The sequence below is a fragment of the Olivibacter sp. XZL3 genome (assembly GCF_004368405.1).
Lineage (GTDB): Bacteria > Bacteroidota > Bacteroidia > Sphingobacteriales > Sphingobacteriaceae > Olivibacter.
The window spans coordinates 1-24,449 of sequence record NZ_SBJH01000018.1 but is presented as its reverse complement, the minus strand read 5'-3'; the positions used below and the strand labels follow the sequence as shown (position 1 = coordinate 24,449).

General features: G+C 43.5%; 21 protein-coding genes. 11 read left to right on the top strand and 10 right to left on the bottom strand.

Features of this window, described 5'->3' with window-relative positions:
• Positions 1–12: 12 nt before the first annotated feature.
• The 3 genes from EPX21_RS06010 to tgt form a co-directional block, all read right to left on the bottom strand.
• Positions 13–921, bottom strand: a complete 909-nt coding sequence (locus EPX21_RS06010; RefSeq protein ID WP_134088765.1) for a DMT family transporter — start codon at positions 919–921, stop codon at positions 13–15.
• A 12-nt stretch (positions 922–933) separates the two neighbouring features.
• A complete protein-coding gene (locus tag EPX21_RS06005; protein ID WP_134088764.1) occupies positions 934–2,010 on the bottom strand; it encodes an LptF/LptG family permease in 1,077 nt (358 codons plus the stop codon).
• A 218-nt stretch (positions 2,011–2,228) separates the two neighbouring features.
• The gene (gene tgt / locus EPX21_RS06000; protein ID WP_134088763.1) at positions 2,229–3,359 is read right to left on the bottom strand and encodes a tRNA guanosine(34) transglycosylase Tgt; all 1,131 of its coding nucleotides are present in this window, start codon (positions 3,357–3,359) and stop codon (positions 2,229–2,231) included.
• Between the two features lie 161 nt (positions 3,360–3,520).
• Here tgt and EPX21_RS05995 point away from each other — a divergent pair, with 161 nt between their 5' ends.
• The 3 genes from EPX21_RS05995 (at position 3,521) to dprA (ending at position 6,475) form a co-directional block, all read left to right on the top strand.
• Positions 3,521–4,645 (top strand): glycosyltransferase, encoded by a 1,125-nt coding sequence (locus EPX21_RS05995; protein WP_134088762.1) that lies wholly within the window; start codon positions 3,521–3,523, stop codon positions 4,643–4,645.
• 19 nt (positions 4,646–4,664) lie between these two features.
• On the top strand, positions 4,665–5,300 hold the full coding sequence (gene rsmG / locus EPX21_RS05990) for a 16S rRNA (guanine(527)-N(7))-methyltransferase RsmG (protein ID WP_206106015.1): 636 nt from the start codon (positions 4,665–4,667) through the stop codon (positions 5,298–5,300).
• An 80-nt stretch (positions 5,301–5,380) separates the two neighbouring features.
• Positions 5,381–6,475, top strand: coding sequence for a DNA-processing protein DprA (gene dprA / locus EPX21_RS05985; protein WP_134088761.1), 1,095 nt, complete (start codon positions 5,381–5,383; stop codon positions 6,473–6,475).
• A gap of 64 nt (positions 6,476–6,539) precedes the next feature.
• On the opposite strand, the gene EPX21_RS05980 is transcribed toward dprA, so the two are convergent.
• The 4 genes from EPX21_RS05980 to EPX21_RS05965 all read right to left on the bottom strand — a co-directional run bounded on the left by EPX21_RS05980 (position 6,540) and on the right by EPX21_RS05965 (position 11,243).
• Positions 6,540–7,928, bottom strand: a complete 1,389-nt coding sequence (locus EPX21_RS05980) for an MBL fold metallo-hydrolase (protein WP_134088760.1) — start codon at positions 7,926–7,928, stop codon at positions 6,540–6,542.
• 26 nt (positions 7,929–7,954) lie between these two features.
• Positions 7,955–9,784 (bottom strand): ABC transporter ATP-binding protein, encoded by a 1,830-nt coding sequence (locus EPX21_RS05975; protein WP_134088759.1) that lies wholly within the window; start codon positions 9,782–9,784, stop codon positions 7,955–7,957.
• Between the two features lie 76 nt (positions 9,785–9,860).
• Positions 9,861–10,376, bottom strand: a complete 516-nt coding sequence (locus EPX21_RS05970) for a hypothetical protein (protein WP_134088758.1) — start codon at positions 10,374–10,376, stop codon at positions 9,861–9,863.
• Positions 10,377–10,466: 90 nt separating this feature from the next.
• The gene (locus tag EPX21_RS05965; protein ID WP_134088757.1) at positions 10,467–11,243 is read right to left on the bottom strand and encodes an S-adenosyl-l-methionine hydroxide adenosyltransferase family protein; all 777 of its coding nucleotides are present in this window, start codon (positions 11,241–11,243) and stop codon (positions 10,467–10,469) included.
• Between the two features lie 262 nt (positions 11,244–11,505).
• Here EPX21_RS05965 and EPX21_RS05960 point away from each other — a divergent pair, with 262 nt between their 5' ends.
• From EPX21_RS05960 to EPX21_RS05945, 4 genes are all read left to right on the top strand, one after another.
• A complete protein-coding gene (locus EPX21_RS05960) occupies positions 11,506–12,468 on the top strand; it encodes a PhoH family protein (protein ID WP_134088756.1) in 963 nt (320 codons plus the stop codon).
• A 176-nt stretch (positions 12,469–12,644) separates the two neighbouring features.
• Positions 12,645–13,601, top strand: a complete 957-nt coding sequence (locus tag EPX21_RS05955; protein WP_134088755.1) for a phosphoribosylaminoimidazolesuccinocarboxamide synthase — start codon at positions 12,645–12,647, stop codon at positions 13,599–13,601.
• Between the two features lie 12 nt (positions 13,602–13,613).
• Positions 13,614–14,003 (top strand): STAS domain-containing protein, encoded by a 390-nt coding sequence (locus EPX21_RS05950; RefSeq protein WP_134088754.1) that lies wholly within the window; start codon positions 13,614–13,616, stop codon positions 14,001–14,003.
• Positions 14,000–14,911: a ribonuclease Z gene (locus EPX21_RS05945; protein ID WP_134088753.1), complete on the top strand. Its 912-nt coding sequence runs from the start codon at positions 14,000–14,002 to the stop codon at positions 14,909–14,911. The genes EPX21_RS05950 and EPX21_RS05945 overlap by 4 nt, the downstream gene beginning before the upstream one ends.
• Positions 14,912–14,923: 12 nt before the next feature.
• Here EPX21_RS05945 and EPX21_RS05940 read toward each other — a convergent pair whose 3' ends face one another.
• The 3 genes from EPX21_RS05940 to EPX21_RS05930 all read right to left on the bottom strand — a co-directional run bounded on the left by EPX21_RS05940 (position 14,924) and on the right by EPX21_RS05930 (position 17,770).
• Positions 14,924–15,895 (bottom strand): MlaD family protein, encoded by a 972-nt coding sequence (locus tag EPX21_RS05940; RefSeq protein WP_134088752.1) that lies wholly within the window; start codon positions 15,893–15,895, stop codon positions 14,924–14,926.
• Between the two features lie 124 nt (positions 15,896–16,019).
• Positions 16,020–16,898 (bottom strand): N-acetylmuramoyl-L-alanine amidase, encoded by an 879-nt coding sequence (locus EPX21_RS05935; protein ID WP_134088751.1) that lies wholly within the window; start codon positions 16,896–16,898, stop codon positions 16,020–16,022.
• A complete protein-coding gene (locus EPX21_RS05930; RefSeq protein ID WP_134088750.1) occupies positions 16,898–17,770 on the bottom strand; it encodes an N-acetylmuramoyl-L-alanine amidase in 873 nt (290 codons plus the stop codon). The genes EPX21_RS05935 and EPX21_RS05930 overlap by 1 nt, the downstream gene beginning before the upstream one ends.
• Before the next feature lie 202 nt (positions 17,771–17,972).
• Between EPX21_RS05930 and EPX21_RS05925 the strand changes: the two genes are divergently transcribed.
• From EPX21_RS05925 to EPX21_RS05910, 4 genes are all read left to right on the top strand, one after another.
• Positions 17,973–20,672: a putative LPS assembly protein LptD gene (locus EPX21_RS05925; protein WP_240768545.1), complete on the top strand. Its 2,700-nt coding sequence runs from the start codon at positions 17,973–17,975 to the stop codon at positions 20,670–20,672.
• Positions 20,673–20,842: 170 nt separating this feature from the next.
• Complete coding sequence (locus EPX21_RS05920; RefSeq protein ID WP_134088749.1) at positions 20,843–22,102, top strand: competence/damage-inducible protein A; 1,260 nt, start codon at positions 20,843–20,845, stop codon at positions 22,100–22,102.
• A gap of 194 nt (positions 22,103–22,296) precedes the next feature.
• Positions 22,297–23,634, top strand: a complete 1,338-nt coding sequence (locus EPX21_RS05915; RefSeq protein WP_134088748.1) for a dihydrolipoamide acetyltransferase family protein — start codon at positions 22,297–22,299, stop codon at positions 23,632–23,634.
• 199 nt (positions 23,635–23,833) lie between these two features.
• Positions 23,834–24,262, top strand: a complete 429-nt coding sequence (locus EPX21_RS05910; RefSeq protein WP_166670687.1) for a twin-arginine translocase TatA/TatE family subunit — start codon at positions 23,834–23,836, stop codon at positions 24,260–24,262.
• Positions 24,263–24,449: the final 187 nt, after the last annotated feature.

Genomic DNA, 24,449 nt, shown 5'->3' with positions numbered 1-24,449 from the left:
TTGTATTGACGGTTAAACCGGGGGCAGCGTTTTCGCCAATTTCTTAAGCGCCAGCTTAGATTTTAAAACCGGATACAGGAAGACGGAGCCGAGCACAATCAGTGCACCTGCATAAAAACCAACGCTCATTTTTTCTTCCTGTTTGAAGAAAATCAGCGCCAAGAGAATCCCGTAAATAGGCTCGAGGTTAGTAATTAAGGCGACTCGAAAGGCGCTTAATTCCTTCATGACGGAGACACCGGCTACGTAGGCAGCTGAAGTACATACAGTTCCTAAAATCAGCAAATAAAGAAAGTCCGACAGGTTTAAAGCCATCGTGCTATCAAACTTGTTGGAGCAAAGCATGAAAAGGGAAATCCAAAGCCAGGCACCGATCATTTCATAGAAGCTGATAAGGGGCGCTTTGCTCACTTTGATTAAGTGGCTGTTGATGATCGTAAAAATGCTGGCGCAGACAGCACATAATAAGCCTAATGCGATTCCAAGTACGTACCGGGCTTCGAATTTGAAAATCAAATAGATGCCGAAAATAATAAAGAGGCCTATTAATAGCTCCAGGGACTGGATCTTTCTTTTGTTCAATAAGGGTTCAAGAATGGCGGTGAATAGCGTAACCGAAGACATACACACCAGTGTAATGGATACATTGGAGCTTTTGATGGATTGAAAGAATAAAATCCAGTGTAAGCCTACTAAGCCTCCTGTTAACAGCAGTTTCAATAAAAGAGCGCGGTCGGTATAGAGTGGCTGCTTGCTTATTTTGAAGTAAATGAATAATGAAATAAAGGCTATAAATACCCGATACCAAACCAAATGGTATGATGCTACGGAGATCAATGCGCCTAAGATGCCGGTGAAGCCCCATACGATGACCGTTAAGTGCAATATCAAAAGGTTGCGGCTTACTTTATTTTGAAACATAGAAGAATAGGACTATTTAGGTGCTTTGTAAAGAAGATATAATCCCACACATAAAAAGATCAGACTGGGAATAAACGCGGCTAACAGGGGCGGAAGTCCGCCCTTGAGGGAGAACATGTTCGCAAACTGAATAAATAATATGTAGGTAAAACTCAAGGCTATGCCGACTCCCAAGCTCAGGCCTATACCGCCCCGCACCTTTTTTGAAGAGAGGGACACACCCATTAAAGTGAGAATATAGGCAGAGAAAGGATAAATAAACCGCTTGTATTTTTCCAGCTTCAGGTCGGTCATTCTACCGGTTCCGCGAATCTCCTCTTTTTCGATGTTTTCGTTTAGCTCTTTTGTGGTCATCGCCATGAACACATTGTCGCGAATTTCGAAGTCCCGCGGAGACATGTCCAACGTAGTATCTTTTGAGGTGCCCTTCGTCATTTTTTCATTCATCCCATCGACGGTGCGAATGGTGTAGTTTTCGATTTTCCAGTTGCTCTTAACCGAATCCCAGGTAATTCGATCGGCTATCAATTTCTCTTTTAGCTCCTGGCCATTGAAGGTTTCCAAAATGAAATTGTATCCCACCTTCCGGTTGTTGTCAAAGTTGTCGATATAAACAAAGCTGTTTTTATCTATCTGCATATGCGTAGAGCTTTTGCTGTTGTTATCGATAGGCTTCACATAAATATTTTCGAATCCGATCTTCAGCTTGTTCGTGCGCGGAATGATATAAATATTGAAGACGAGGGTGACGAGGCAGATAACAGAAGCTGCTATAAAATAAGGCCTGAGGAAACGTTTGAAACTCATTCCGCCATTTAAGATGGGCACAATCTCTGTTTGGTCTGCCATCTTCGCGGTAAAGAAAATAACAGCGATAAAATTGATTAAAGGACTAAGAAAATTGAGATAGAAAGGAATGAAACCTGCATAATACTCAAATACGATTTTGGAAAGAGGGGCGTGGTGTTTCAGAAAATCATCCATACGCTCCGAAATATCAAAGATCACAGCTACAACGGTGAAAATACCCATGGTAAACACAAAAGTGCCTAGGTATTTTTTGATGATGTATTTGTCAATGATATTCATTTAGAAAGTAAAAAGTAAAAAGCTCTCCATCCGTAGGGATGGAAAAAATTCAAAAGTAAAAGTCAAAACCCTGAAGGCCTCATTGATGCCTTATTAAAAATAAGTAAGACATCAATAATTCAAAAGCTTGCCACCATAGGGACGGTAAAAAACGACTGGTAACTGGCAACTAACAACTCCCTATTAACCATTACCTACTAACGAACAACCAACAACTCCTAAAGTCGTTCTCCCAACTGTTTCACCATTTTGTTTTTCCACTCGTAGAACGTTCCTTCCACAATTTTAGTACGCGCCTCTTTAACCAGCCAAAGGTAAAAATGGAGGTTATGTAAGGTGGCTATTTGCGCTCCCAAAAGCTCTTTGGAGTGGATGAGATGGCGTAGATAGGCCTTGCTATAGAACAGATCGGTATGCAAATCGCTATCTGGATCTATCGGCGAAAAATCGGCCTCCCATTTTTTATTCTTAATATTAATAATACCATTTCTAGTAAATAGCATACCATTTCTGGCATTGCGGGTAGGCATTACACAGTCGAACATATCAATGCCCAAAGCAATGTTTTCCAAAATATTGATCGGGGTGCCCACTCCCATTAGATAACGCGGCTTATCGCTCGGTAAAATCGCCGTAACTACCTCGGTCATCGCATACATTTCTTCGGCGGGCTCGCCGACGGATAAACCGCCGATAGCGTTTCCTTCCCGGCCGAAGGAGGCAATCGTTTCTGCTGATTTTTCTCTAAGATCTTTGTACACAGAACCCTGAACAATTGGAAAAAGCGTTTGTTCGTAACCATATAGCGGTTCCGTACTGTCGAACCGATCACAACACCGTTTTAGCCAGCGGTGGGTCATATCGAGCGATTGTTTTGCGTAACGGTAATCGCATGGATAGGGTGTACATTCATCGAAGGCCATGATGATATCGGCGCCGATGATTCGCTGCGTGTCCATCACATTCTCCGGCGTGAAAAGATGCTTAGATCCATCGATATGGGAACGAAAGGTAACGCCTTCTTCTTTAATTTTGCGTACTTCCGTTAAAGAGTACACCTGGTAGCCGCCGCTATCTGTTAAGATCGGTTGATCCCATCCGTTGAATTTATGTAAACCGCCAGCCGACTGAATGATATCGAGCCCGGGGCGTAAATAAAGGTGATAGGTATTGCCCAGAATGATCTGCGCTTCTATGTCGTGTTTAAGCTCGTGTTGATGAACGCCTTTTACCGAACCGGCAGTGCCAACGGGCATGAAGATGGGGGTCTGAATGATGCCGTGCGCTGTGGTTATTTCGCCCGCACGGGCTTTAGAACTCTTATCAGTAGCGTGTAATGTGAATTTCATTTAAGGGTCTGCCTTCCGCAGCATAAATTTTTAATTTGCAAACTTAGGTAAAATGCTTGTGATTCACGAATGCCAAACGAAAAATCGCCGTAGCATAAACGGTTCATTGCTTATCCTACCAAATTTCTCTAAGTTTGCAGCCATACACTACTATAGCGATCTTGGAACAATATCTAGACTTAGTTTTACCCGTGCTGTTGGGCGTTTTCCTTTCGATTCAATTGTACTACATCTTATTGGTGCACGGACGCTTAAGGGCGTATAAGCCAAGCGGTTTACCGGATGATATTCATTATACGCCTTTATCCGTCATCATCTGTGCACGGAATGAGGAGGCGAATCTGCGTTTATATCTTTCTGAGATTTTAGAGCAAGATTATCCCGATTATGAAGTAATTGTGGTGAATGATGGATCAAGTGACGACACGAACTGGGTATTGAAGGAATTTCAAGCACGTTATCCACATTTGCGAACTGTTGAAATCAGCGACCGCGGCGGTCCGCGGAAAGGGAAAAAGTTTGCGCTTACCCTTGGTATTAAAGCCGCTCGATATGAACATTTGGTGTTAACCGATGCAGACTGTTTTCCGCAGACTGATAAATGGCTGAAGTATATGGCACAACAATTTACCACTGGTATTGAAATGGTGCTAGGATATTCTCCCTATACACCTGCCGCCGGTTTTTTAAACAAATATATCCGATTTGAAACCTATCAGACGGCATTGAACTATTTGTCGAGCGCCTTGAAAGGGAATGCCTATATGGGCGTCGGACGAAACTTGGCCTATACGAAGTCTTTGTTTTTTAAAAAGAAAGGCTTCGCTTCTCATATGCACATCCCTTCGGGCGACGACGACCTCTTCGTGAATCAGCATGCTACGCGCACTAATGTGGCTATTTGTCTTCCGCAGGAAGCCCATGTTTGGAGCGCTCCAAAAACCAGCTATAAAGCTTACCAACAGCAAAAGATTCGGCACTTTGGAGCGGGGAAGGCTTATCGAAGCAAACATAAGGTGATGCTTTCTTTGCAGGCCTTCAGTGTTGTGGCTTTTTACCTGCTGCTTACGCTCCTTTTAATTTTTCAGCCGCGTTATTGGCCGCTTGCCGTAGGCGCCTATGGTTTGCGCTTAGCGTGTCAATTGCTCATTAACATTCCGGTCATGAAACGTTTACAAGTAAACGATCTGATAGGATGGTTTCCCTTGATGGACCTTCTACATTTTGTATATATTTCTGCCATGGGTATTTTTGCGCTGTTCAGAAAAAAGGTGCAGTGGAAATAAAGCTTCTAAATTTATCACTATGGAAACGATAACACCGTCAATCATCTATAAATATTTTAAGGAATTAAACGACGTTCAAAAAGGACAGCTTGAGCAGTTGCAAAGTTTATATACCTTTTGGAATGCACAGATTAATGTTATTTCCCGGAAAGACATTGACAGTTTATACGAAAGGCATGTTCTGCATTCCTTGGCCATTGCCAAATTGATCTCTTTTAAGCCGAAGGCAAAAATCCTCGATGTAGGTACCGGCGGTGGTTTTCCCGGTATACCATTAGCGATACTCTTTCCGGAAACGGAATTTCATTTAGTGGACTCCATCGGAAAAAAAATCAAAGTGGTGAAGGAGGTAGCAAATGCGTTGGGCCTCACTAATGTGCAGGCTAGTCACTCGAGGGCCGAACAAATTCAAGGTAAATTTGACTTCGTTATATCGAGGGCTGTTACCCGCCTGGCAGAATTTTACCCTTGGGTGCAACATCGCTTCAAAAAAGAATCGGTCCATGCTTTCCCGAACGGCATCTTGTATTTAAAAGGCGGAGATTTGACGGAAGAAATTGCGGAATCGAAACTCGATGCAGAATTATATCCCATTTCCGACTTCTTTGACGAGGAATTCTTCGCGACGAAATATGTAATGTATATAGCGGGGTAGTTTCTGCTGTTTCACGTGAAATTTTTGATTTTCAGTGTTTTTTGAATATCTTAGGTTCTTACTAAAAACCTGTTATATACATGACCCTAGTGTACCAATTAGCTTTGACGCGCGTTAAAGGTGTCGGAAACGCGTTGGCCAAACAACTGATCGATCACTGTGGAAGCGCTGAAGAAGTGTTTCGGTCGCCCAAAAAGCATTTGACGCTTATTCCCGGAATAGGCGAGTATCTCGCAAACAACATTGCCTGCTATGATGCAATGGAGGCTATAGAAAAAGAAGTTGCTTTTATTGATAAGCATCAGATTGAGGTGCTGTTTTGGAACGAAGCCAATTACCCCGCTAAGCTTCGGGCCTGCGTCGATGCTCCCGTGTTATTGTATTTTAAGGGAAATGCGAATCTGCAAGCGAAAAAGATTATAAGCATTGTAGGGACGCGTAATGCAAGCACTTATGGTAAACAGTTATGTGACGAATTGGTAGAGGCTTTTCAGGCAGAGGACATACTTATTGTGAGTGGCTTGGCGCACGGCATTGACAGTTTTGCGCATCAGGCTTGTGTGCAACGCCAAGTGCCTACTGTTGGCGTGTTAGGGCATGGATTAGATCGGATATATCCCTCCGTTAATAGAAAGCTTGCTGCGGCAATGTTAAATAACGGAGGGCTCTTAACGGAATACCCCTCGGGCACCAGTCCGGAGCGACAAAATTTTCCTTCCCGAAATCGGATAATAGCCGGACTGGCGGACGTGACGGTTGTGGTAGAGGCCAACATAAAAGGAGGGGCGCTCATAACCGCCGAGATTGCCAATGGCTATAATCGCGATGTCTGCGCCTTCCCGGGCGATATCAATAAGGCGACTTCCCGTGGCTGCAATCATCTTATCAAAACGCATCGCGCCCACCTGATCAGCTCGGCGAAAGATTTGGCTTACCTAATGAACTGGGAATTTACTGCCCCAAAGAAAGAAGAGCAGCAGTTGGCGCTCGAGCTCGCATTGAATCCGGTAGAACAGCTCGTATACGGCATCGTTAAGGAGGAAGGGCCTTTAGGAATCGACGCCTTGTCTTATAAGGCAAATTTACCCCAAAGTAAACTGGCTATTGCGCTACTGGAATTAGAAATGAAAGGTTTTCTGGTGGCTTTGCCCGGTAAGACGTATCGAATTCCGTGAAGCAGGGACAACCAAGCTGCAGAGGATGTATTCATTCTACGCCCCCTAATGTAGTCCTCCGAAATTAAAGGACAGCTACCTCTCCTTTAGATGGAATTTCGACAGGATAGCCTTTTTCCTTCAGGTCGGCCTGCAAGGCCTGCATGCTGCTTAAGTCGCCATGCACCAAAAAAATCTTCTTTAGCATGCCTGCTTCCTGTTTGCTAACGGCGTCAACCAGGTCTCGATGGTCGGCATGTCCGCTGAGGCAATCTGTTTGTTTAACCGATGCGAAAACGGAAAGTTCCCGGCTTTTTATTTTTACAATCGAATCGCCCCGAAGTAAACGATGCCCAAGCGTGCCCTTTGCGCAGTAGCCTATAAAAAGGATAGTGCAATAAAAGTTCTGGATATTTTCGTAAAGATGGTCCTGTATTCTTCCTCCCTCCAACATGCCTGCAGAGGACACAATAATGCAGGGATCGTAATAATTAGAGATTTCCTTGCTTTCATCCAGGTTTTCGACATACTTAAGATTTTCAAAGGAAAACTGATCGCCTTCTTTTGCATAAAATGCCTGTGCCTCTTCATTTAATAAATGATGGTATCTCCGATATACTTCCGTGGCGTAATTGGCCAAAGGGCTGTCTACAAAAATCTGTACAGGCGGTAATAATCCTTCTGCAAAAATTCGGTTAAGGCTGTATACCAAAGCTTGTGTCCTGCCTACGCTAAAGGCCGGTATGATCAATTTGCCCGGCGTTTTGATACAGGTCTCTTTAATACTGTTTACCAAAACGTCGGTAAGGTCTTGATCTGTATGGAAACGGCCTCCATAGGTCGATTCGCAAATTAAATAATCTACCGGTGGAATGCTCTCCGGATCCTGCAATATCGGATAATTCTTTCGGCCTAAGTCGCCCGTAAACGCAATCCTCTTTTTTTCTCCCTTTTCTTCGATCTCAAAAACGGCAGCCGCAGCTCCCAACAGATGTCCCACAGGAACCAAGGTTAGCGTGATATGACCTGTTATGCGAAACGGCTTATTGAAAGGTATAGTTACGAAACGCTCGACGGCATCCATCACATGTTTCTGTAAATACAAAGGCTTGTTATAGCGGGTGAAGGTCTTTTTGCCCCGTTTAACTTTTTTCTTTTCTTTTTTCTGAAAAATGCTGACAGAGTCCAGCATCAGCAGTTCGCTGAGCGCTGCGGTGGGAGAGGTGCATAAAATTTGACCTTGGAAACCAAGGCGAATAAGGGTTGGTATATTTCCCGAATGGTCGATATGGGCATGCGTTAATATGACTACATCGATTTCCGCCGGATTGAAAGGAAAGTTTTCGTTATCCTCTAAGCTCAGGGAAGGCTCGTAATTCAATCCGCAATCTATCAGTAGCTTATAACCTTCTACTTCCAATAAATGCATGCTTCCCGTAACTTGTTGCGCTGCACCCCAAAACGTTAAATTCATAAATTGTGTTTAGCAGGTTTGACTTATCAGCTTACCTTCTCTTGTTGAAGATGGCTAAGATAGCGATATAATCCCGTTTCCCGTTGAATAAGTTCGCTATGGGTACCACATTCGATGACCTCACCTTTTTCGATCACGATGATCTGATCCGCTTCTCGGATGGTGGAAAGCCTATGGGCGATGATAATCGATGTTCTGTTTTTCATTAACTCTTCCAAAGCGTGCTGAACCAGACGTTCAGACTCGGAATCGAGTGACGAAGTGGCTTCGTCAAGGATCAAAATAGCGGGATCTTTTAATAATGCACGGGCAATAGCAATGCGTTGCCGTTGTCCTCCGGATAGTTTTACACCCCGTTCGCCCACCAATGTGTCGTATCCTTCTGGAAAACTCATGATGAAATCATGTGCATTGGCTCGTTTGGCGGCTATAATTACTTCTTCCGCGTTCGCCTCCAACTTACCATATGCGATATTTTCGCGTATAGAACCGCCGAACAGTAAGACATCTTGTGGTACAATCGCAACCTGATTTCTGATGTCCGTCAGCCGGAAATCCCCGGCGCTCTTCCCATCAAAGAGGATCTCGCCTTCTTGAGGCTGGTAAAAACCAAGAATAAGCGATGCTAAAGTCGATTTACCCGTCCCACTAGGGCCTACGATAGCGATTTTTTCACCGGCATGGGCAGTAAAAGAAATATCTTTTAAGACTGTGATTTCGCTTCTGGATGGATAAGCAAATTTTACATGGTTAAACCGTAGATCACCGGTAATGCGCTGTTTTATTTCGTTTTCTTCGGGGTTGATCGAAACATTTTCTCTTTTCTCTTCCAACAATTCGATAACGCGCTCGGTGCTGCCTACGGCTTTTTGAACATTGGCGTATAATTCCGGAAAGCTGCCCATGGAGCCTGCTACAAACAAGGAAGATATAATATAGGTTGTGAGGTTCCCCACAGAAAGTTCGCCTGTAGCGATAAGCGACGAGCCATACCAGATAACGCTGACCACCGCTCCAAAGATGCAGAAAAGAATAAACGATGCAAATAAGCCGCGGTAATTGGCACCACGAAGTGCTAGCTGCACTACGGCTTTCAATGAGTTTTGATAACGGTTTGCCTCATAGGCTTCATTTACAAACGCTTTTACATTGCTGATGCCCTGAAGCGTCTCTTGAACAATGGTGTTTGATTCCGCTAGTTTATCCTGTGCTTTTCGGGATAAATTGCGAATAAACTTGCCAAAGATTACGGCGACGATCACTATTACCGGTAGAATGGACAGGTTTAACAGGGTCAGCTTTACCGACACGATGAATAAGAAACTTACGCCCCCTACCAATAAAATACTTTGTCTGATCATTTCGGCGAAGGTGGTTGTCATCGTGTCCTGAATCTGTGACAGGTCTGCAGAGAGGCGACTATTCAATTCGCCCACCCTTCTGTTTCCGAAAAAATCCATTGGAAGCGTAATGAGATTAAAGTAGGTGTCACGTCTGATATCTGCTAAGGTCTTTTCGGCAACCTCTACAAAAAGACGGATGCGAAAAAAAGACACAAAAGATTGAAAGAACAGAATCACAAATGAAATAAGGCCAATTAGCTCGATATCTGCGGGGATGAAGTGCAAGCCTTGTTTTCCTTGGGCCGCATCAACCATTCCGCCCATCAAGGCCGGAAACGCCAGTAGGGCGACGCTGGAAAGAAATAAGAAAAATAAGCCTAAAGCAAACTTTAAACGATAAGGCCGGAGATACCTTAAAAGTTTTATTACATTGCGAAAAGAAGCTTTGTTAATCTTAGTTTTAGGTAGTTCATCGGTAATTCCGTTTCCACTATTTAATCGAGCACGTGCCATTAATCGAATTATCGGTTTTAAAATAACTTAACATGCAAAGGTAGCCACATAAAAAGGCTTAGCTATCACTTCAAAGTCAATTTTTCTTTCGTTTCAGTAATAAGAATGAGAGGGTTATCAGTGCTAGAAAAGCGACTATCAGGATATTTAAATAAATGCTGTTTTGTCTTTTCAAAGCGGCAAGTTCATCCTGCAGTTGCTCTTGGTTTTTCTGGAGCTTACTGATGGTATTGATATAACCGGTGATGCGCGTCCCCGATTCGGAGGCCATATTTTCTACGGCTTGTTTTTCAATGTCCTTGAAATCCAGCAGCGCTTTCGTTTCTTTAAATATATTGTTGTCGGTCAGCACAATCTGTTTCAGTATATCGATGGATGCCTGCATGTCTTTTTTTGTCTTCAATCCGAAAATTCCGGATCTCGCTTGTAAGCTCGCGTCAAACTCGCCAAAGCGATCGCTCCTTTGCTTTAACAGGTGGTTTACTCTTTCGCGCTGTTTTTCGTAAGCAGAGCTGTCTTGCTGCAACGAAGCGAAGCCACAGTTGATACTGAGAACAAATACGGAGATGATGGTGATGAGTTTGTGTTTCATTTGTTTTTGTATATCCTTTCTACCTATCGCTCAAAGCTTACCCGCCTATAACCTATCGCTTAAAGCGTATAGCTTACCGCCTACAGCTCCTTACCTAAACTCTATTCGAATAATGTCTCCCACCTGTAATCCCAATAATCCGCTCGCATTTCCCTTATTAATGGCTATTTCAAGGTGGTTGCTAATACCAAAAAGGCACAGCTTTTCGCCTTCCGGCACCTCATTGTAATGCCAACTCAGATGTTTGATCGATTCGTTACGTCGGAAGAACAACTCAAAATTCCGGTTTTGCTGAATTTGGTTGAAAAGCTCTTTACTGATATTGGTGATGATATTTTGAAAGGAGTCGACATAGATAACGCTGCCGCGTATCGTATTGCCGTCTATAATGGGCTGAATGATTACGCGCTTAACCAAAGAGTCGACCGGATCGCCGATATCGTCCATGGCGCCGCCCTTGGCCAAATGGGTGGCCGCTTTGGCAAAAATATCGGTAAGCGGGAAATGCAGGAATTTAAGGTCCTGCATGATATTAAGTTCTACCGCTCTCTCCGGATCTCCATCCAGCAATAAAGAAAATATGCCATTATCGGCGCCCACAAAATAATGACCTTTGTATTTAACGGCTAGGTATCGCGTATCTTTATTAAACACCGAATCAATGCCGATAAGGTGAACGGTATCCTTCGGGAAGTATTTGTAAGCGTTCTTGAGCACAAAAGCCGCTTGTTGTATATTGAAAGGAGCAATATTATGGGAAATGTCGACCAGCCTCACTTTAGGGTATAAACTAATAATGCTCCCTTTTAGTGCAGCTTGATAAAAGTCTTGATGTCCTAAATCTGTGGTTAACGTAATAATGCCCATATCTAAATAGCGGTCCGCCTATAAGTCCCGTTGCCGTCCCTGTAGGGATGCTGTTTTGTGCGACTACTATTGATGCAAATACTTTTTTTTATGCACTATAATTAGTAATCTTGCGTAGGGATTTTAAGGTGCAAACCTAACATGAATTTTTCATATTTAATTGTGAATATTTCCAAAAATATAAAAAATCCGGTAAGCAGTTATCCTCCAGCAAAAAGAAAGCGAACCTGGGAAAAGCATAAACAAAACAAATAACACAAATTTGAACGAACTGAGAATTACATTGGAACAGGTGGATCCCGCCTTGTTATGGGGGCCACAGAACGAGCATTTTGAATTGATACGGAAGTACTTTCCAAAATTGAAGTTGATAGCTCGTGGAACAGCGCTTAAAGTTCTCGGAGATGCCGATGAGATTAATATTTTTAAAAGCAAGTTTGAAGCAATCATCGGTCATCTTGAGAAATATAACCATATTAACTATAACGATATAGAAACGGTGCTGGGTGCAACGCCTGCTGTGGTGGAAAAGGAAAGTATTGTAGACAAAGCGGCGGCTCCGTTCGGAGGAGAACCGATTGTTTTTGGGCCTAACGGTATTGTGGTGAAAGCCCGTACGGCCAACCAACGTAGGATGGTTGACAGCATCCTTAAAAACGATATTCTATTTGCGATCGGTCCGGCCGGAACGGGAAAAACCTATACAGCCGTGGCATTAGCGGTGCGAGCGCTCAGAAACAAGGAAGTCAAACGGATTATCTTGACACGTCCGGCAGTAGAGGCGGGAGAAAATCTAGGCTTTTTACCGGGCGACCTGAAGGAAAAAGTGGATCCTTACCTGCGACCGCTATATGACGCGCTCGACGATATGATTCCGGCTGAAAAGCTGAAACTGTATTTAGAGAACCGAACGATTGAAGTTGCGCCCCTCGCATTTATGAGAGGAAGAACCTTAGACAATTGTTTTGTGATTCTGGACGAAGCGCAAAACGCGACGGAAATGCAGCTCAAAATGTTCCTTACACGGATGGGGCCCACAGCCAAGTTTATCGTAACCGGAGATGTGACGCAGATTGATTTACCCAAAAAACAGCAGTCGGGTTTACACAGTGCATTAAAACTGCTGGATAACATAGAAGGCATTGATATCATTTATTTGAGTGGGGGAGATGTTGTTCGGCATAAACTGGTGAAACGTATTTTGGAGGCCTACGGAGATATCTAGGGCTGAGTTGCCAGTTGCCGGTTCCCAGTTGCCCGTTGTTAGTTACCAGTCGTTTTTTGATCGTCCCTACGGGAGGCAAGCTTTTGAATTATTGATGTATTACTTATTTTAATAAGGCATTAATGAGCCCTTCAGGGTTTTGACTTTTGAATTTTTACTTTTTTTAATTGAATAACGTGAACGCGATAAAAGAAACTCATTTTACTTTTCCAAAACAAACCGCTTTTTACAAAGGCAAGGTTCGAGATGTATATACGATCGACGATAAATATTTAGCCATGGTGGTATCCGACCGGATTTCTGCCTTCGACGTTGTGTTGCCAAGGGCGATCCCTTATAAAGGACAGGTACTCAATCAAATCGCTGCCAAATTTCTAAAGGCAACAGAAGATATTTTGCCGAATTGGGTGGTCGAGGTGCCTGATCCAAGTGTTACCATCGGAAAGATCGCTACGCCTTTTAAAGTTGAAATGGTGATTCGAGGCTATCTTTCTGGGCACGCCTGGAGGGAGTACGCCGCAGGGAAACGGTCGGTCTGTGGAGAACCTTTGCCTGAGGGACTGAAAGAAAATGACAAACTTCCGCGTCCCATTATTACCCCTACAACAAAAGCAGCGGTGGGACACGACGAGGACATTTCGCGCGCGGAAATTTTAACGCAAGGGATTGTAAGTGAGGAGGATTATGCGCAATTGGAAAAATATACCTATGCTCTTTTTGAAAGAGGCACAGAAATTGCAGCTAATCAGGGACTGATTTTAGTAGACACTAAATATGAATTTGGGAAAATCGGGGATCAAATTATCCTAATCGATGAAATCCATACGCCCGATTCCTCTAGATACTTTTATAGGGACGGCTACGAAGAGTTGCAGAAGGAAGGTAAACCACAACGCCAATTATCTAAAGAATTTGTGCGCAAATGGTTAATTGAAAATGGCTTTCAGGGAAAAGATGGCCAGTCGGTTCCCTTGATGGACGACAAGCTGGTTGCGTCCATATCAGAGCGATATATTGAGTTATACGAACATATTACGGGAGAGAAATTCATTCGATATGAGATACAACATATCGAAGAGCGAGTAGAGAATAATATAAACAAGGCCCTCGACCAATTATTGAGGAAGGGATAAAAACCAATAAATATGAAGTTTACAATTGATAAACATGAGCGCTATGTATTGATTACCCCTCATGAAGAAGTGTTGGATGGTGTGACAGCACCCAAAATTAAGTCGGAATTCGTGCTGTTGAATACTGACGGACAGCGTAATATTGTGTTGGATTTAACCTATGCTAAGAGTGCGGATACTTCCGGATTACGTTGTGCATTAACAGCGCATCGATTGTGCCATGCCGCGGGTGGCATCTTTGTGATCTGTTGCGCGAACAAGGAGATCATGCAGCTAATTGAATTGTCTAACTTAAAGGATGTCCTAAATGTAGTGCCCACTTCCAACGAAGCGGAAGACCTTATCTTTATGGAAGAGTTGGAAAGGGAGTTTAGAGGACAAGTGGCGACAGACGAAGAATGAGGTTTGAGGTAACAATTCTTGGAAGCAATTCAGCAACACCTTTATTTGGACGTCACCACACGGCACAGATCTTAAACTGTAATGAAGTCATAAGCCTAATTGATTGCGGAGAGGGAACGCAATTGCAATTGCAAAGATACGGGTTTAAGGTAAACCGTATCAAATATGTCTTCATTTCCCATTTACATGGAGATCATTACTTAGGTCTGGTCGGACTTATTTCTTCCATGCATTTAAATGGCAGAAAAGAGGATTTGCATGTCTTCGGCCCTGAAGGGCTCAAGGAGATTATTGATCTTCAACTTCGCTATTCAGATACGTATTTACGGTACAATTTAATTGTTAACGTCACCAATCCGCAAACAGCGGAAACGATTTTGTCTGATTCGAATTTTGAAGTAATGACCTTTCCGCTCAGTCATCGCATCAGCTGTACGGGATTTCTATTTAGAGAAAAGCAACGGTTGCCACGCATAAATAAAGAGGCGATAGCGGCGTTGGATATTCCGACGCGCTATTACCCTTTACTGAAGAGGGGGATGGACTATACCGACCGCGAAGGCAAGGTTTTCCCGGCAAGCGATCTTACAACGCCTGCGCCTGCGCCCCGCAGCTATGCGTTTTGCTCGGATACCGTAAATATTAAGACCTATTGGCCCTATATTAAAGCGGTCGATTTATTATATCACGAAGCAACTTTTTTGCATGAAATGTTAACGAGGGCGGAAGAGACTTTCCATACCACCGCCTTGCAAGCAGCCGAAATAGCCAACGCGGTAGAAGCTAAAAAGTTACTGATTGGGCATTTTTCCGCCAGGTATAAAGATTTACAACCACTTCTGAAAGAAAGCAGGTCGGTATTTGCCAATACAGACCTAGCTATAGAAGGCGAAACCTTTGAGATTTAATCCGTTATCGATTTATTCCTTTGTTGTCGCTTCTTCTTTATCCTTATTTTTCTTTCCAAAAATTGAAAAGTGTACATATCTACTTGGGTGCTCCCTTAAATCAAGCATCAAACAGTCGAGGTTTTTAGAAGCATTGTTTAGATTATTATAGAGTTCTTCATCATTTAACAGTAAACCAACCGAACCTTTACCGTTATTGATATTGTCTACGATGTGCTGTAAGTCGGCTACAGCTGTATTTGCATTCTGGATGGTCTGCTCAAAATTGGCTTTTGCTACCCCATCTGTTACCGTTTCCAGATTTGTCAGAATGGCCGTTATCCGGTCATTGTTGTTTTTGAAATTGGCGGAAATAGCTTCCACATTGCTTAAAATGTTGGAAAGTTTGGTGCGTTGGGTGCCTACAATGGCGTCCACTTGCGTTGTTGTATGTTCCAATGTGTTCAAGGTATTGGCAATACTGGCAATACTCCTGTTGAAATTATGTTGAAAATCCGCATTTATCGTATTGTTTATGGAAGTAAGCACTGAATCTAATACAGCCACCACCGCTTCAGCTTTCTTTTGTACCGGCTCTACCTGTTCCAAGATGTTTCTTTGAATGTTTGCCTGAAGGGTGTCGCCGTCCTGCGCATAATTCTTGCTGTCTCCCAATTCAAATACAATCGCCTTTCCACCTAAAAGGTCGGTGCTCGCAATCCTGGCAATCGTATTAGCAGGAATGGCGTAGTCGTGGTTAATCTTAAACTCGGTGAGAATCTCGCCATTGGGTTGGAGCGTCATTTTTGAAACACGGCCAATTTGGTATCCGTTTACCATCACCGGTTTGGAAACGCTTAAGCCGTCCACCCGGTCGTAAAATGCGTAGAATTTATTTTCGCTGGTAAATACATCGTTGCCTTTCAGAAAACTGTACCCTATAATCAACACGGCAATGGCTACAGTAGCGAGGATGCCTACTTTGGTTTCGTTAGATATTTTCATCCAATTGAACTTTTTTCTTCCTTTGTTTAAATTTCAACGGCGTTGAATTGCCTTGTGAACGCAGATTAAAAAGGCAATTTAACGATTATACGCTCTACGATGAACAACAATCCCACCGATTTGTTTAATTCTCTGCTTGCCTTTTGTAGCTTTTTATAGCGTTGAGCAGGTTCTGTACAATCTCCGACTGGCCCTGTGCTGAATTAAGGTAGCGTTCTTCATCGGGATTGCTGATAAAGCCGACTTCTGTCAAAACTGCGGGCATCCCTGCCCGGGCCAACACCGCTAAGCTTAGTTCTTTTACACCCCGACTTCCTCTTCCAGACTTTACGTATTCGCCTTCAATAAACGAAGCTAATTTAATACTTTGATCCCGATATGCGTTCTTCATCAGCGAAAAAATAATATAACTTTCTGGATCTTTTGGGTCAAAGCCGTCATAATTTTCTTTATAATTCTCTTCAAGAAGCATGGAGGCATTCTCTCTAATAGCGGCATCCTGTTCAGCTAGGCGGCCCGATCCCGAAACAAAGGTTTCGGTACCTCGGGTCGTTGTATTCGGCGTGGTGACGGTTTTGTAAATGGGTATCCGTTTGCCGTTTCTTCGACGATAGCCTGTAACCGTTCGCTTTTTTATGGGCGGCATCGAGTTGCAGTGAATGGATATAAAAAGGTCTGCCTTCTTTTGATTTGCCAGTCCGATCCGTTCGTAGAGCGGGACGAATACATCCGTAGAACGGGTGTAAATCACGTTGACGTCTTTCAATTCACCCTGGATCGCTCTTCCCAGCTTCAGGGCGATCTGCAAGGCTACGTCCTTTTCCACAGACGTTCTACCTCTTGCACCTATATCGTGTGCGCCATGACCGGCATCGATTACAATGGTCTTAATGCGGTAGTTCTGATTACCGGAATGTTGATGCGGATCATCAACTTCAGCGGATTGTACGCTAATGACAATAAAAAAGGTGAAAAAAATAATAGATAAAAGATTCCTACACATTAGTTTTCGATCTGTTTTTTATAGTTTTTTATTGCGTTAACCAGGTTCTGTACAATTTCAGCTTGGCCTTCCGGCGAATTCATATATCGTTCTTCTTCCGGATTACTTATAAAGCCCATCTCGGTTAGTATTGCAGGCATTCCCGCTCGGGCTAGAACCGCTAAACTCTGTTCTTTGACGCCGCGGTCCACTCTGCCGGCCTTAATATACTCATTCTGCACAAAAGTTGCTAGCTTAATGCTCAAATCCCGGTATTGGTTTTTCATCAGGGAAAATATGATATAGCTCTCCGGGTCACTTGGGTCGAAACCATCGTAGTTTTCCTGATAATTTTCCTCTAATAACATGGATGCATTTTCGCGCATGGCTACGTCCTGCTCGTCAAGTCTTCCATAACCCGAAACAAAGGTCTCCGCACCGCTTACCGAGGTGTTTTGCGATCTTACAGTGCTGTATACCGGCACCCGTTTGCCCGCCTTGTTTTTAACATACCTGGAAACGACCCTTTTACTGGTTTGGGGCATTGAATTACAGTGAAGAGAGATGAAAAGGTCTGCCTTATTCCGATTGGCAATCCCAATACGCTCGTATAATTCGATAAAGCTGTCGTCCGTTCGGGTATAAATAACTTTTACGCCTTCGATCTCCTTCTCTATCGCTTTTCCTAACTTCAGGGCAACGGCCAAGGTAACGTCTTTTTCCTTTGAAAAGGCGCCGTGTGTATTTCCGTCTCTTCCTCCATGACCTGCATCAATAACAATTGTTCTTATTTTGTATGAGCTATCATACTTATTTGCCAAACTTTGCGTTGGTATGTGTAATAAGAGTATTAAATAAATGGTTGTCGCAAATCTTGTTACAAACGTAATCATCCAAATCCGTAATCTTGTTTAAAATATATAATGCTATAAAGTTAATCTTATTGTATTAAATTGCTAATAAATGCTTTTATCGGTGACAATTGTCGCAATTGTAAGTAAAAAACTGTTAACTGCAAGAATAGCTATTGCAAGCTGCTATTGCTTTCACTAATTTTGGGCGCCTTAATTTTTAATACTGCAAAAATAATATTCGTTGTCAAATTTGAAGTCTGTTAGCATTTTTTTTAAAGTCATTTTATTCCTCGCAGGCGTAGGGATGCCGTTATGGGTGTCCGGACAGCAGTTTATTGTGCAGGATAGTTTGGGGCGACCGCTGAATTTAACCCAAGACTCCATTCGGCAAGATAGCGTGAGACAAGATTCAATGGCACAAGACACCCTCAAAAAAGAAGGGGAGGCTGGAGGGATTACGTCGGTCGTTTTAAGCAATGCCGAAGATTCCACACGAACCGACCGTAAAAACAATCAGCTTCATTTGTACGGGAATGCGAAAATAAAATACGAGGATATGGAGCTGACGGCCGACTATATCCGTATCGATAACAATACGCGCACGATGTTTGCCAGTGGGTTGGTCGACCATAATGGGAAGTATAAAGGCCGTCCTATTTTTAAAACAGCAACCGATCCGCCAGTAACAGTAGATTCCCTGATCTTCAATTTCGACAGTAAGAAAGGTAAAACCTACGGCGTTTTTACCGAAATGGATGGAGCCTCCATTCAGGCGAGGGAAATAAAAAAGAATGAATACAACGAGCAGTTTATTAGACATGGTTTTTACAGTACCTGTAACTTGCCTTTCCCGCATACGCATTTCGGTATTCAGATGAGCAGGGTAATTCTGACCGAAAATCAAGTAGTATCTAAGAGCGCTTATATGGTGGTTGAGCAGGTGCCATTACGTTTTGTGATGATCCCTTTCGGCTTTTTCCCGAAAACCAATAAACGGCAATCGGGTATTTTGTTTCCGACTTTCGGGGAGGATTTCAGCAGGGGCTTCTTTATGCGGGACGGGGGCTACTATATAGGGATAAATGATTATTGGGATGCTGAGCTCCGCGGAAACCTCTATTCTAAAGGATCTTGGGAAACGAGCGCCCGCGTGCGTTATAAGAAGAATTATAAGTACGATGGCGGCTTTTCTTTGCGTTATGCCTACACCAAAAACGGTGAGGAGAACACACCCGGATTTTCTCGTGCAAAGGACTTTAATATTACGTGGAATCACTCGCAAAGACAGGAAGCGAATCCAGGTACCACTTTCAGTGCAAGTGTAAACGCCGGTACCGGGACCTATTTTTCAAATACAGCCGCGGGCGGGTCATACGATTATAATCAGTTAACCCGTAACAACATGTCGTCCAGTATTGCTTATGGTAAAACCTTTGCCGATGGAAAAGTGAATTTTACCTCCTCGTTAAGCCATAGACAGGACATCAGCACGGGGCAAGTAAACCTGGAACTGCCTACCTTCAATTTGAACGTGGCCACCTTCAACCCTTTTGATTCGAAGGAAAGGGTGGGTGAGCAGAAATGGTATCAACGTATTACCATGGGTTATAGCATGCAAGGGAAAAACTCGATTAACGCGGTGGATAGCTTGCTGTTCACTAAAGAGACGCTGCAAAAAATGCAAAACGGTATACAGCATAATATTCCAGTCAGCATGTCCTTAAACGTTGCCCGGTATTTTCAGTTCAATACCAATTTAAATTATACCGAGCGCTGGTATTTTCAATCCATACGGAAGTTTTATGACAATACACCGGTGGGATACCAAGAAGTTATCGATACAGTGCAGGGTTTCAACAGGGCCTATGATTACAGCTTTTCCAGTGGGTTTTCTACCAAGGTTTACGGGCAGAAGAACTTCAAAGGGAAGCTCGCCGCTATTCGCCACGTTATTACCCCGTCGGTGAACTTTAATTACCGTCCGGATTTCTCCGAAGCAAAGTATGGCTTTTACCGGGAAGAACGTAATACCGACGGCAGTCAGAGGCTTGATAATTTAGGAAGGGTCCAAAAGTATTCGATCTTTCAGAATGCAATTTACGGAACGCCAAGTGCTGGACAATCCATGGGCATCGGGTTCTCCGTCGATAATAACATCGAAGCGAAAGTGCGTAGTGAGGATGATACTACGGGGACGGGATTCAAGAAAGTTCCTATTTTACAGGGGCTTACCTTTAGTGGTAATTATAATTTCGTAGCGGATTCTTTCAAGTTATCAAATATTAGCTTTTCGGGTAGGACTGCGCTTTTTGATCAGAAGTTGGGCCTCAATTTTAACGGTAGTTTCGACCCTTATCGTTATGAAACATACACTAACCCGGGCAGCACTATCCCGAGTTATCGGAGGGTGAATGAGTTTGCAATTAAGGGAGGGCAATTGGCGCGGCTTACGCAGTTCGGTTTGTCGATGGACTTTAGTTTTAACCCGGCCGCCGCTAAAAGCAGAAACAACAACTTGAATGAGTTGGATAAGAACAAGACCAATATGACACCCGAGCAACAACAGGAATTGGCAAGGATCAGTTCCGATCCGAACGCCTTTGTGGATTTTAATATTCCTTGGAATGTTGCGGCTTCTTTTAGTTTTCAATACAGCAAGCCCTTTGCTGAGTCGCGCATTACCAGTACGATCAATCTCCACGGCGATTTCTCCATTACGCCTAAATGGAAAGTGCAGTACAATACCGGTTACGATTTTCAGTTGAAGAAGATAAGTTTAACACAATTCAATATTTATCGGGATTTACATTGTTGGGATATGTCGTTCGGCTGGGTTCCGTTCGGTACCTATCGAAGCTACACGTTCAACATTCGGGTAAAGGCCTCGATTTTACAAGATCTGAAGTTGACCAAACGTAACGATTATTATAATAGCTTTTAGGGTTTAGGCGATAGGGAGTTGTTAGTTGCCGGTTGTTAGTTGCCAGTCGTTTTTTATCATCCCTACTGGTGGAGAGCTTTTTGACTTTTTAATTATTGATGTCTTGCTTATTTTAACAAGGCATCAATGAGCCCTTCGGGGTTTTGACTTTTTAATTTTGAATTCCCGTCATGACAGCAGAAATCATAACAATAGGTGATGAAATACTGATCGGCCAGATCGTTGACACCAACTCCGCTTGGATCGCGCAACAGTTGAACGGCATCGGTATTGATCTGATACAGGTCACTTCTATAGGAGACAAGGTTAACGCCATAAAGAATGCGCTAACATTAGCAGCTTCGCGGGCCGACATCATCCTATGTACAGGCGGCTTAGGCCCAACAAAAGACGATGTTACGAAGCAAACATTGGCCACTTATTTTAACACCTCGCTGCTTCGTGACGAAAATGTCCTCAGGCATGTCGAGTCTATTTTTAGAAAATTAAATAGACCGATGTTGGATGTAAACAATAAGCAGGCCGATGTTCTAGCGAATGCCCAGGTCTTACACAATGAAACGGGTACCGCACCCGGTATGTGGATTGAAAAGGAAGGCAAAATCTATGTGGTGATGCCCGGTGTGCCAACAGAGATGAAATACCTGATGCGGCATGAGGTGCTGCCGAGGTTGCAGACGCTTCCTAATCCATACATCATTTTACACCGTTCGGTGCTAACGGCTGGTATAGGCGAATCATTTTTGGCCGAAAAGCTGCGATCCTTTGAGGAAAGTTTGCCAGCACATATCCATTTGGCCTATCTGCCTAAATTCGGACAAGTGCGCTTACGCTTAACCGGAAGCAGTGTGGATGAACATGCGCTCGAAAAGGAAATGGAGGCCTGTCGAAGCACCTTGTTGCAATTAGTTAAGTCTTATTTTGTTGGAGAGGGCGACGTTTTATTAGAGCAACAAATCATTAACAGGTTAAAAGAATGTGGATTGAGCTTATCGACCGCAGAAAGTTGTACAGGCGGCTACTTGAGTCACTTGATTACGAGCTTGCCCGGAAGCAGCGCTGCTTTTAAAGGTGGTGCTGTGTCTTACAGTAATGAGCTGAAAGAACAGGTGCTGGGCGTGCAGGCAAGTACCTTGGCGGCTTATGGCGCTGTAAGTGAACAAGTGGCCCTGGAAATGGCTTTGGGCGCTCAAAGGAATTTTCGAACCGACTATAGCATGGCGGTTACCGGTATTGCGGGTCCCGATGGTGGTACCGTAGATAAACCTGTCGGCACCGTCTGGATTGCAGTGGCCGGTAAACAGGGCGCTAGGGCGAAATTGTTCAATTTCGGAAAGCTTCGTTTGCCCAATATCGAACGCTCGGCCGCCAACGCCTTGGTAATGCTTTTTTATTTATTAAAGGAAGAGCTGACAACCGAGGGCTCGTAACCGGCAACTGACAACTGAAGGAGCAATTCACAATTACACTCATAACAGACAACTGATTAATCTTTATAAATGGGAAAACAACAAATAAGAGCTAATAAATAGTTGTGTTTGACAAATATTATTCGGTGTTGTTTTATTTTTTTAGATATTGTTGTAACTTACGGCGCTCAAAGGCAGTTTAATTTAGATTTCATATGGCTAGATATAGTTTACTTCTTCCAGCGATGGGCGAAAGCGTATCCGAAGCAACGATTGTTAATTGGGTAAAGCAACCGGGGGACCTGGTTGGTATTGACGATACGGTGGTAGAAATAGCAACGGATAAGGTCGATTCAGAAGTGCCATCTCCTGTTGCCGGAAAGTTGATCGAACAGCGTTTCGAAAAGGACCAAATCGCTCAAGTAGGGGATGTGATAGCTATTTTGGAAATTGAAGGGGAGGGGGAAGACGATACGCTAGAAAATTCAGCAGTATCAGGGGAGGAGCAAGCGCCGGCGGAAGTTGCTGCAGAGGCGACAGCAATTCCGGGGATAGAGCAATTGGAAAATGAAACAAAGGCGCACCAACACCACACAGTAGAAAACACGAATCGCTTTTATTCTCCTTTAGTAAAGAATATTGCGTATGAGGAAGGTATCTCCTCAGAGGAGCTCGACGGAATTCGTGGTTCGGGTTTAGACGGACGCGTAACCAAGCAGGATTTGTTAGATTACCTAGCCAAAAAGCCGACAAGTACTGGGCAGTCGGTGGGACAAGAGCAACCGCGGGTGGCGACTGACGAAAAGATTATATCTGCTGCTCGGACGGCAGCCAGCGTTTCCGGAAAGGACGAAATTATCGAGATGGATCGGATGAGGCGCCTTATTGCCGAACACATGGTCCACAGCGTTCAAACCGCCCCTCATGTGTGTTCTTTTGTCGAAGCGGATGTTACCAACTTGGTGAACTGGAGGAATAAAGTAAAGGACAGCATTTTAAAGCGGGAAAATGAAAAACTCACGTTTACGCCGATTTTTATTGAGGCGGTGGTGAAGGCAATCAAGGATTTTCCGATGATTAATATTTCTGTGAATGGCACGCAGATCATTAAGAAGCATGATATAAACATTGGTATGGCTACGGCCCTACCGAACGGTAATCTTATTGTGCCGGTTATTAAAAATGCGAAGGATCTGAGTCTCTTGGGAATTACCCGCTCGGTAAATGATTTGGCCGCTCGGGCTAGAAGTAATAAATTGAAGCCAGATGATACCCAAGGCGGCACATTTACCCTTACCAATATCGGCTCTTTCGGAAACGTCATGGGAACGCCTATTATCAATCAACCTCAGGTGGCTATTTTAGCCGTAGGAACGATCACTAAAAAGCCTGCCGTGATTGAAACTGAATTCGGCGATGTCATTGGTATTAGACATATGATGTTCTTATCCCTGTCATACGATCACCGAGTGGTAGACGGCGCCCTGGGCGGCATGTTTGTACGTCGGGTAGCCGACTACCTTGAAAAATGGGATATGGAGAGAACGATATAGAGGTAAGGGAAGGTGTAAGCAGTAAGGTGTAAGAAGGTGTCAAGCCTACGGCTTATCGCCTATTGCCTAAAGCTTACAGCCTTCATTAGATTTTTTTAATATTTTAGTCATTCCGACAAAATTTTGATAGTTTTGGTAATTCATTTTATGTAAACAGGCTTAAAAAAATTAGTAAGTTTGCATTGCCGAAACACAAACGATGATGTTAAGTTCAATTATATTATTTCTAAACATAGGTGGATCTGAGATGATGCTGATCCTTTTGGTAGCATTATTTCTATTTGGGGGTAGGAAACTTCCTGAGTTGGCGCGCGGCTTAGGCAGGGGCATCCGGGAATTTAAAGACGCATCGGAATCGATCAAAAAAGATATTAACGATCAAATTAATAACTTCGGAAAGGATTTGGATGTTTCAGATACGAGCAGCTCACAGGAGACCAGCAGAACAAAAGCGCCCACGGAGCAGGTAGACGATTATAGTGATGGAGGCCACCGCCAGCCGGAATATTACGGTAGCCCGTCAACAGATCAAAGCGGCTCCGGAAATTACAGTCCAATTGCATCTCCTTCGGAAATTAGCGCAAATAAACCAGAGGCGGACGGTGAAACTAAAAACAAAGATCAATAAGCATAAGAAGTCCTCTATAACGTTGTCATCTCGACCGGAATGTAACGAAGCAGCTAAAATTTTTTGGTAATAAATTCATTAATAGAGCTTTCTATTTCCTTGTAGGTCTTTGTCATGTCCTAAAAAAAGTAGACACTTTTATTGTTGTTGATTAAGATGTTGGAATGTGGGAAACTCCAGAGGAGTT

What these genes read in the sequence shown, in the direction of transcription:
- dprA (WP_134088761.1), top strand. Translation starts at nt 5,381, where the DNA reads ATGACCCTAGTGTACCAATTAGCTTTGACGCGCGTTAAAGGTGTCGGA.
- EPX21_RS06010 (WP_134088765.1), bottom strand. Translation starts at nt 921, where the DNA reads ATGTTTCAAAATAAAGTAAGCCGCAACCTTTTGATATTGCACTTAACG.
- EPX21_RS05935 (WP_134088751.1), bottom strand. Translation starts at nt 16,898, where the DNA reads ATGTGTAGGAATCTTTTATCTATTATTTTTTTCACCTTTTTTATTGTC.
- tgt (WP_134088763.1), bottom strand. Translation starts at nt 3,359, where the DNA reads ATGAAATTCACATTACACGCTACTGATAAGAGTTCTAAAGCCCGTGCG.
- EPX21_RS05965 (WP_134088757.1), bottom strand. Translation starts at nt 11,243, where the DNA reads ATGGGCATTATTACGTTAACCACAGATTTAGGACATCAAGACTTTTAT.
- EPX21_RS05945 (WP_134088753.1), top strand. Translation starts at nt 14,000, where the DNA reads ATGAGGTTTGAGGTAACAATTCTTGGAAGCAATTCAGCAACACCTTTA.
- EPX21_RS05910 (WP_166670687.1), top strand. Translation starts at nt 23,834, where the DNA reads ATGATGTTAAGTTCAATTATATTATTTCTAAACATAGGTGGATCTGAG.
- EPX21_RS05915 (WP_134088748.1), top strand. Translation starts at nt 22,297, where the DNA reads ATGGCTAGATATAGTTTACTTCTTCCAGCGATGGGCGAAAGCGTATCC.
- EPX21_RS05930 (WP_134088750.1), bottom strand. Translation starts at nt 17,770, where the DNA reads ATGATTACGTTTGTAACAAGATTTGCGACAACCATTTATTTAATACTC.
- EPX21_RS05980 (WP_134088760.1), bottom strand. Translation starts at nt 7,928, where the DNA reads ATGAATTTAACGTTTTGGGGTGCAGCGCAACAAGTTACGGGAAGCATG.
- EPX21_RS05970 (WP_134088758.1), bottom strand. Translation starts at nt 10,376, where the DNA reads ATGAAACACAAACTCATCACCATCATCTCCGTATTTGTTCTCAGTATC.
- EPX21_RS05950 (WP_134088754.1), top strand. Translation starts at nt 13,614, where the DNA reads ATGAAGTTTACAATTGATAAACATGAGCGCTATGTATTGATTACCCCT.
- EPX21_RS05975 (WP_134088759.1), bottom strand. Translation starts at nt 9,784, where the DNA reads ATGGCACGTGCTCGATTAAATAGTGGAAACGGAATTACCGATGAACTA.
- EPX21_RS06005 (WP_134088764.1), bottom strand. Translation starts at nt 2,010, where the DNA reads ATGAATATCATTGACAAATACATCATCAAAAAATACCTAGGCACTTTT.
- EPX21_RS05920 (WP_134088749.1), top strand. Translation starts at nt 20,843, where the DNA reads ATGACAGCAGAAATCATAACAATAGGTGATGAAATACTGATCGGCCAG.
- EPX21_RS05940 (WP_134088752.1), bottom strand. Translation starts at nt 15,895, where the DNA reads ATGAAAATATCTAACGAAACCAAAGTAGGCATCCTCGCTACTGTAGCC.
- rsmG (WP_206106015.1), top strand. Translation starts at nt 4,665, where the DNA reads ATGGAAACGATAACACCGTCAATCATCTATAAATATTTTAAGGAATTA.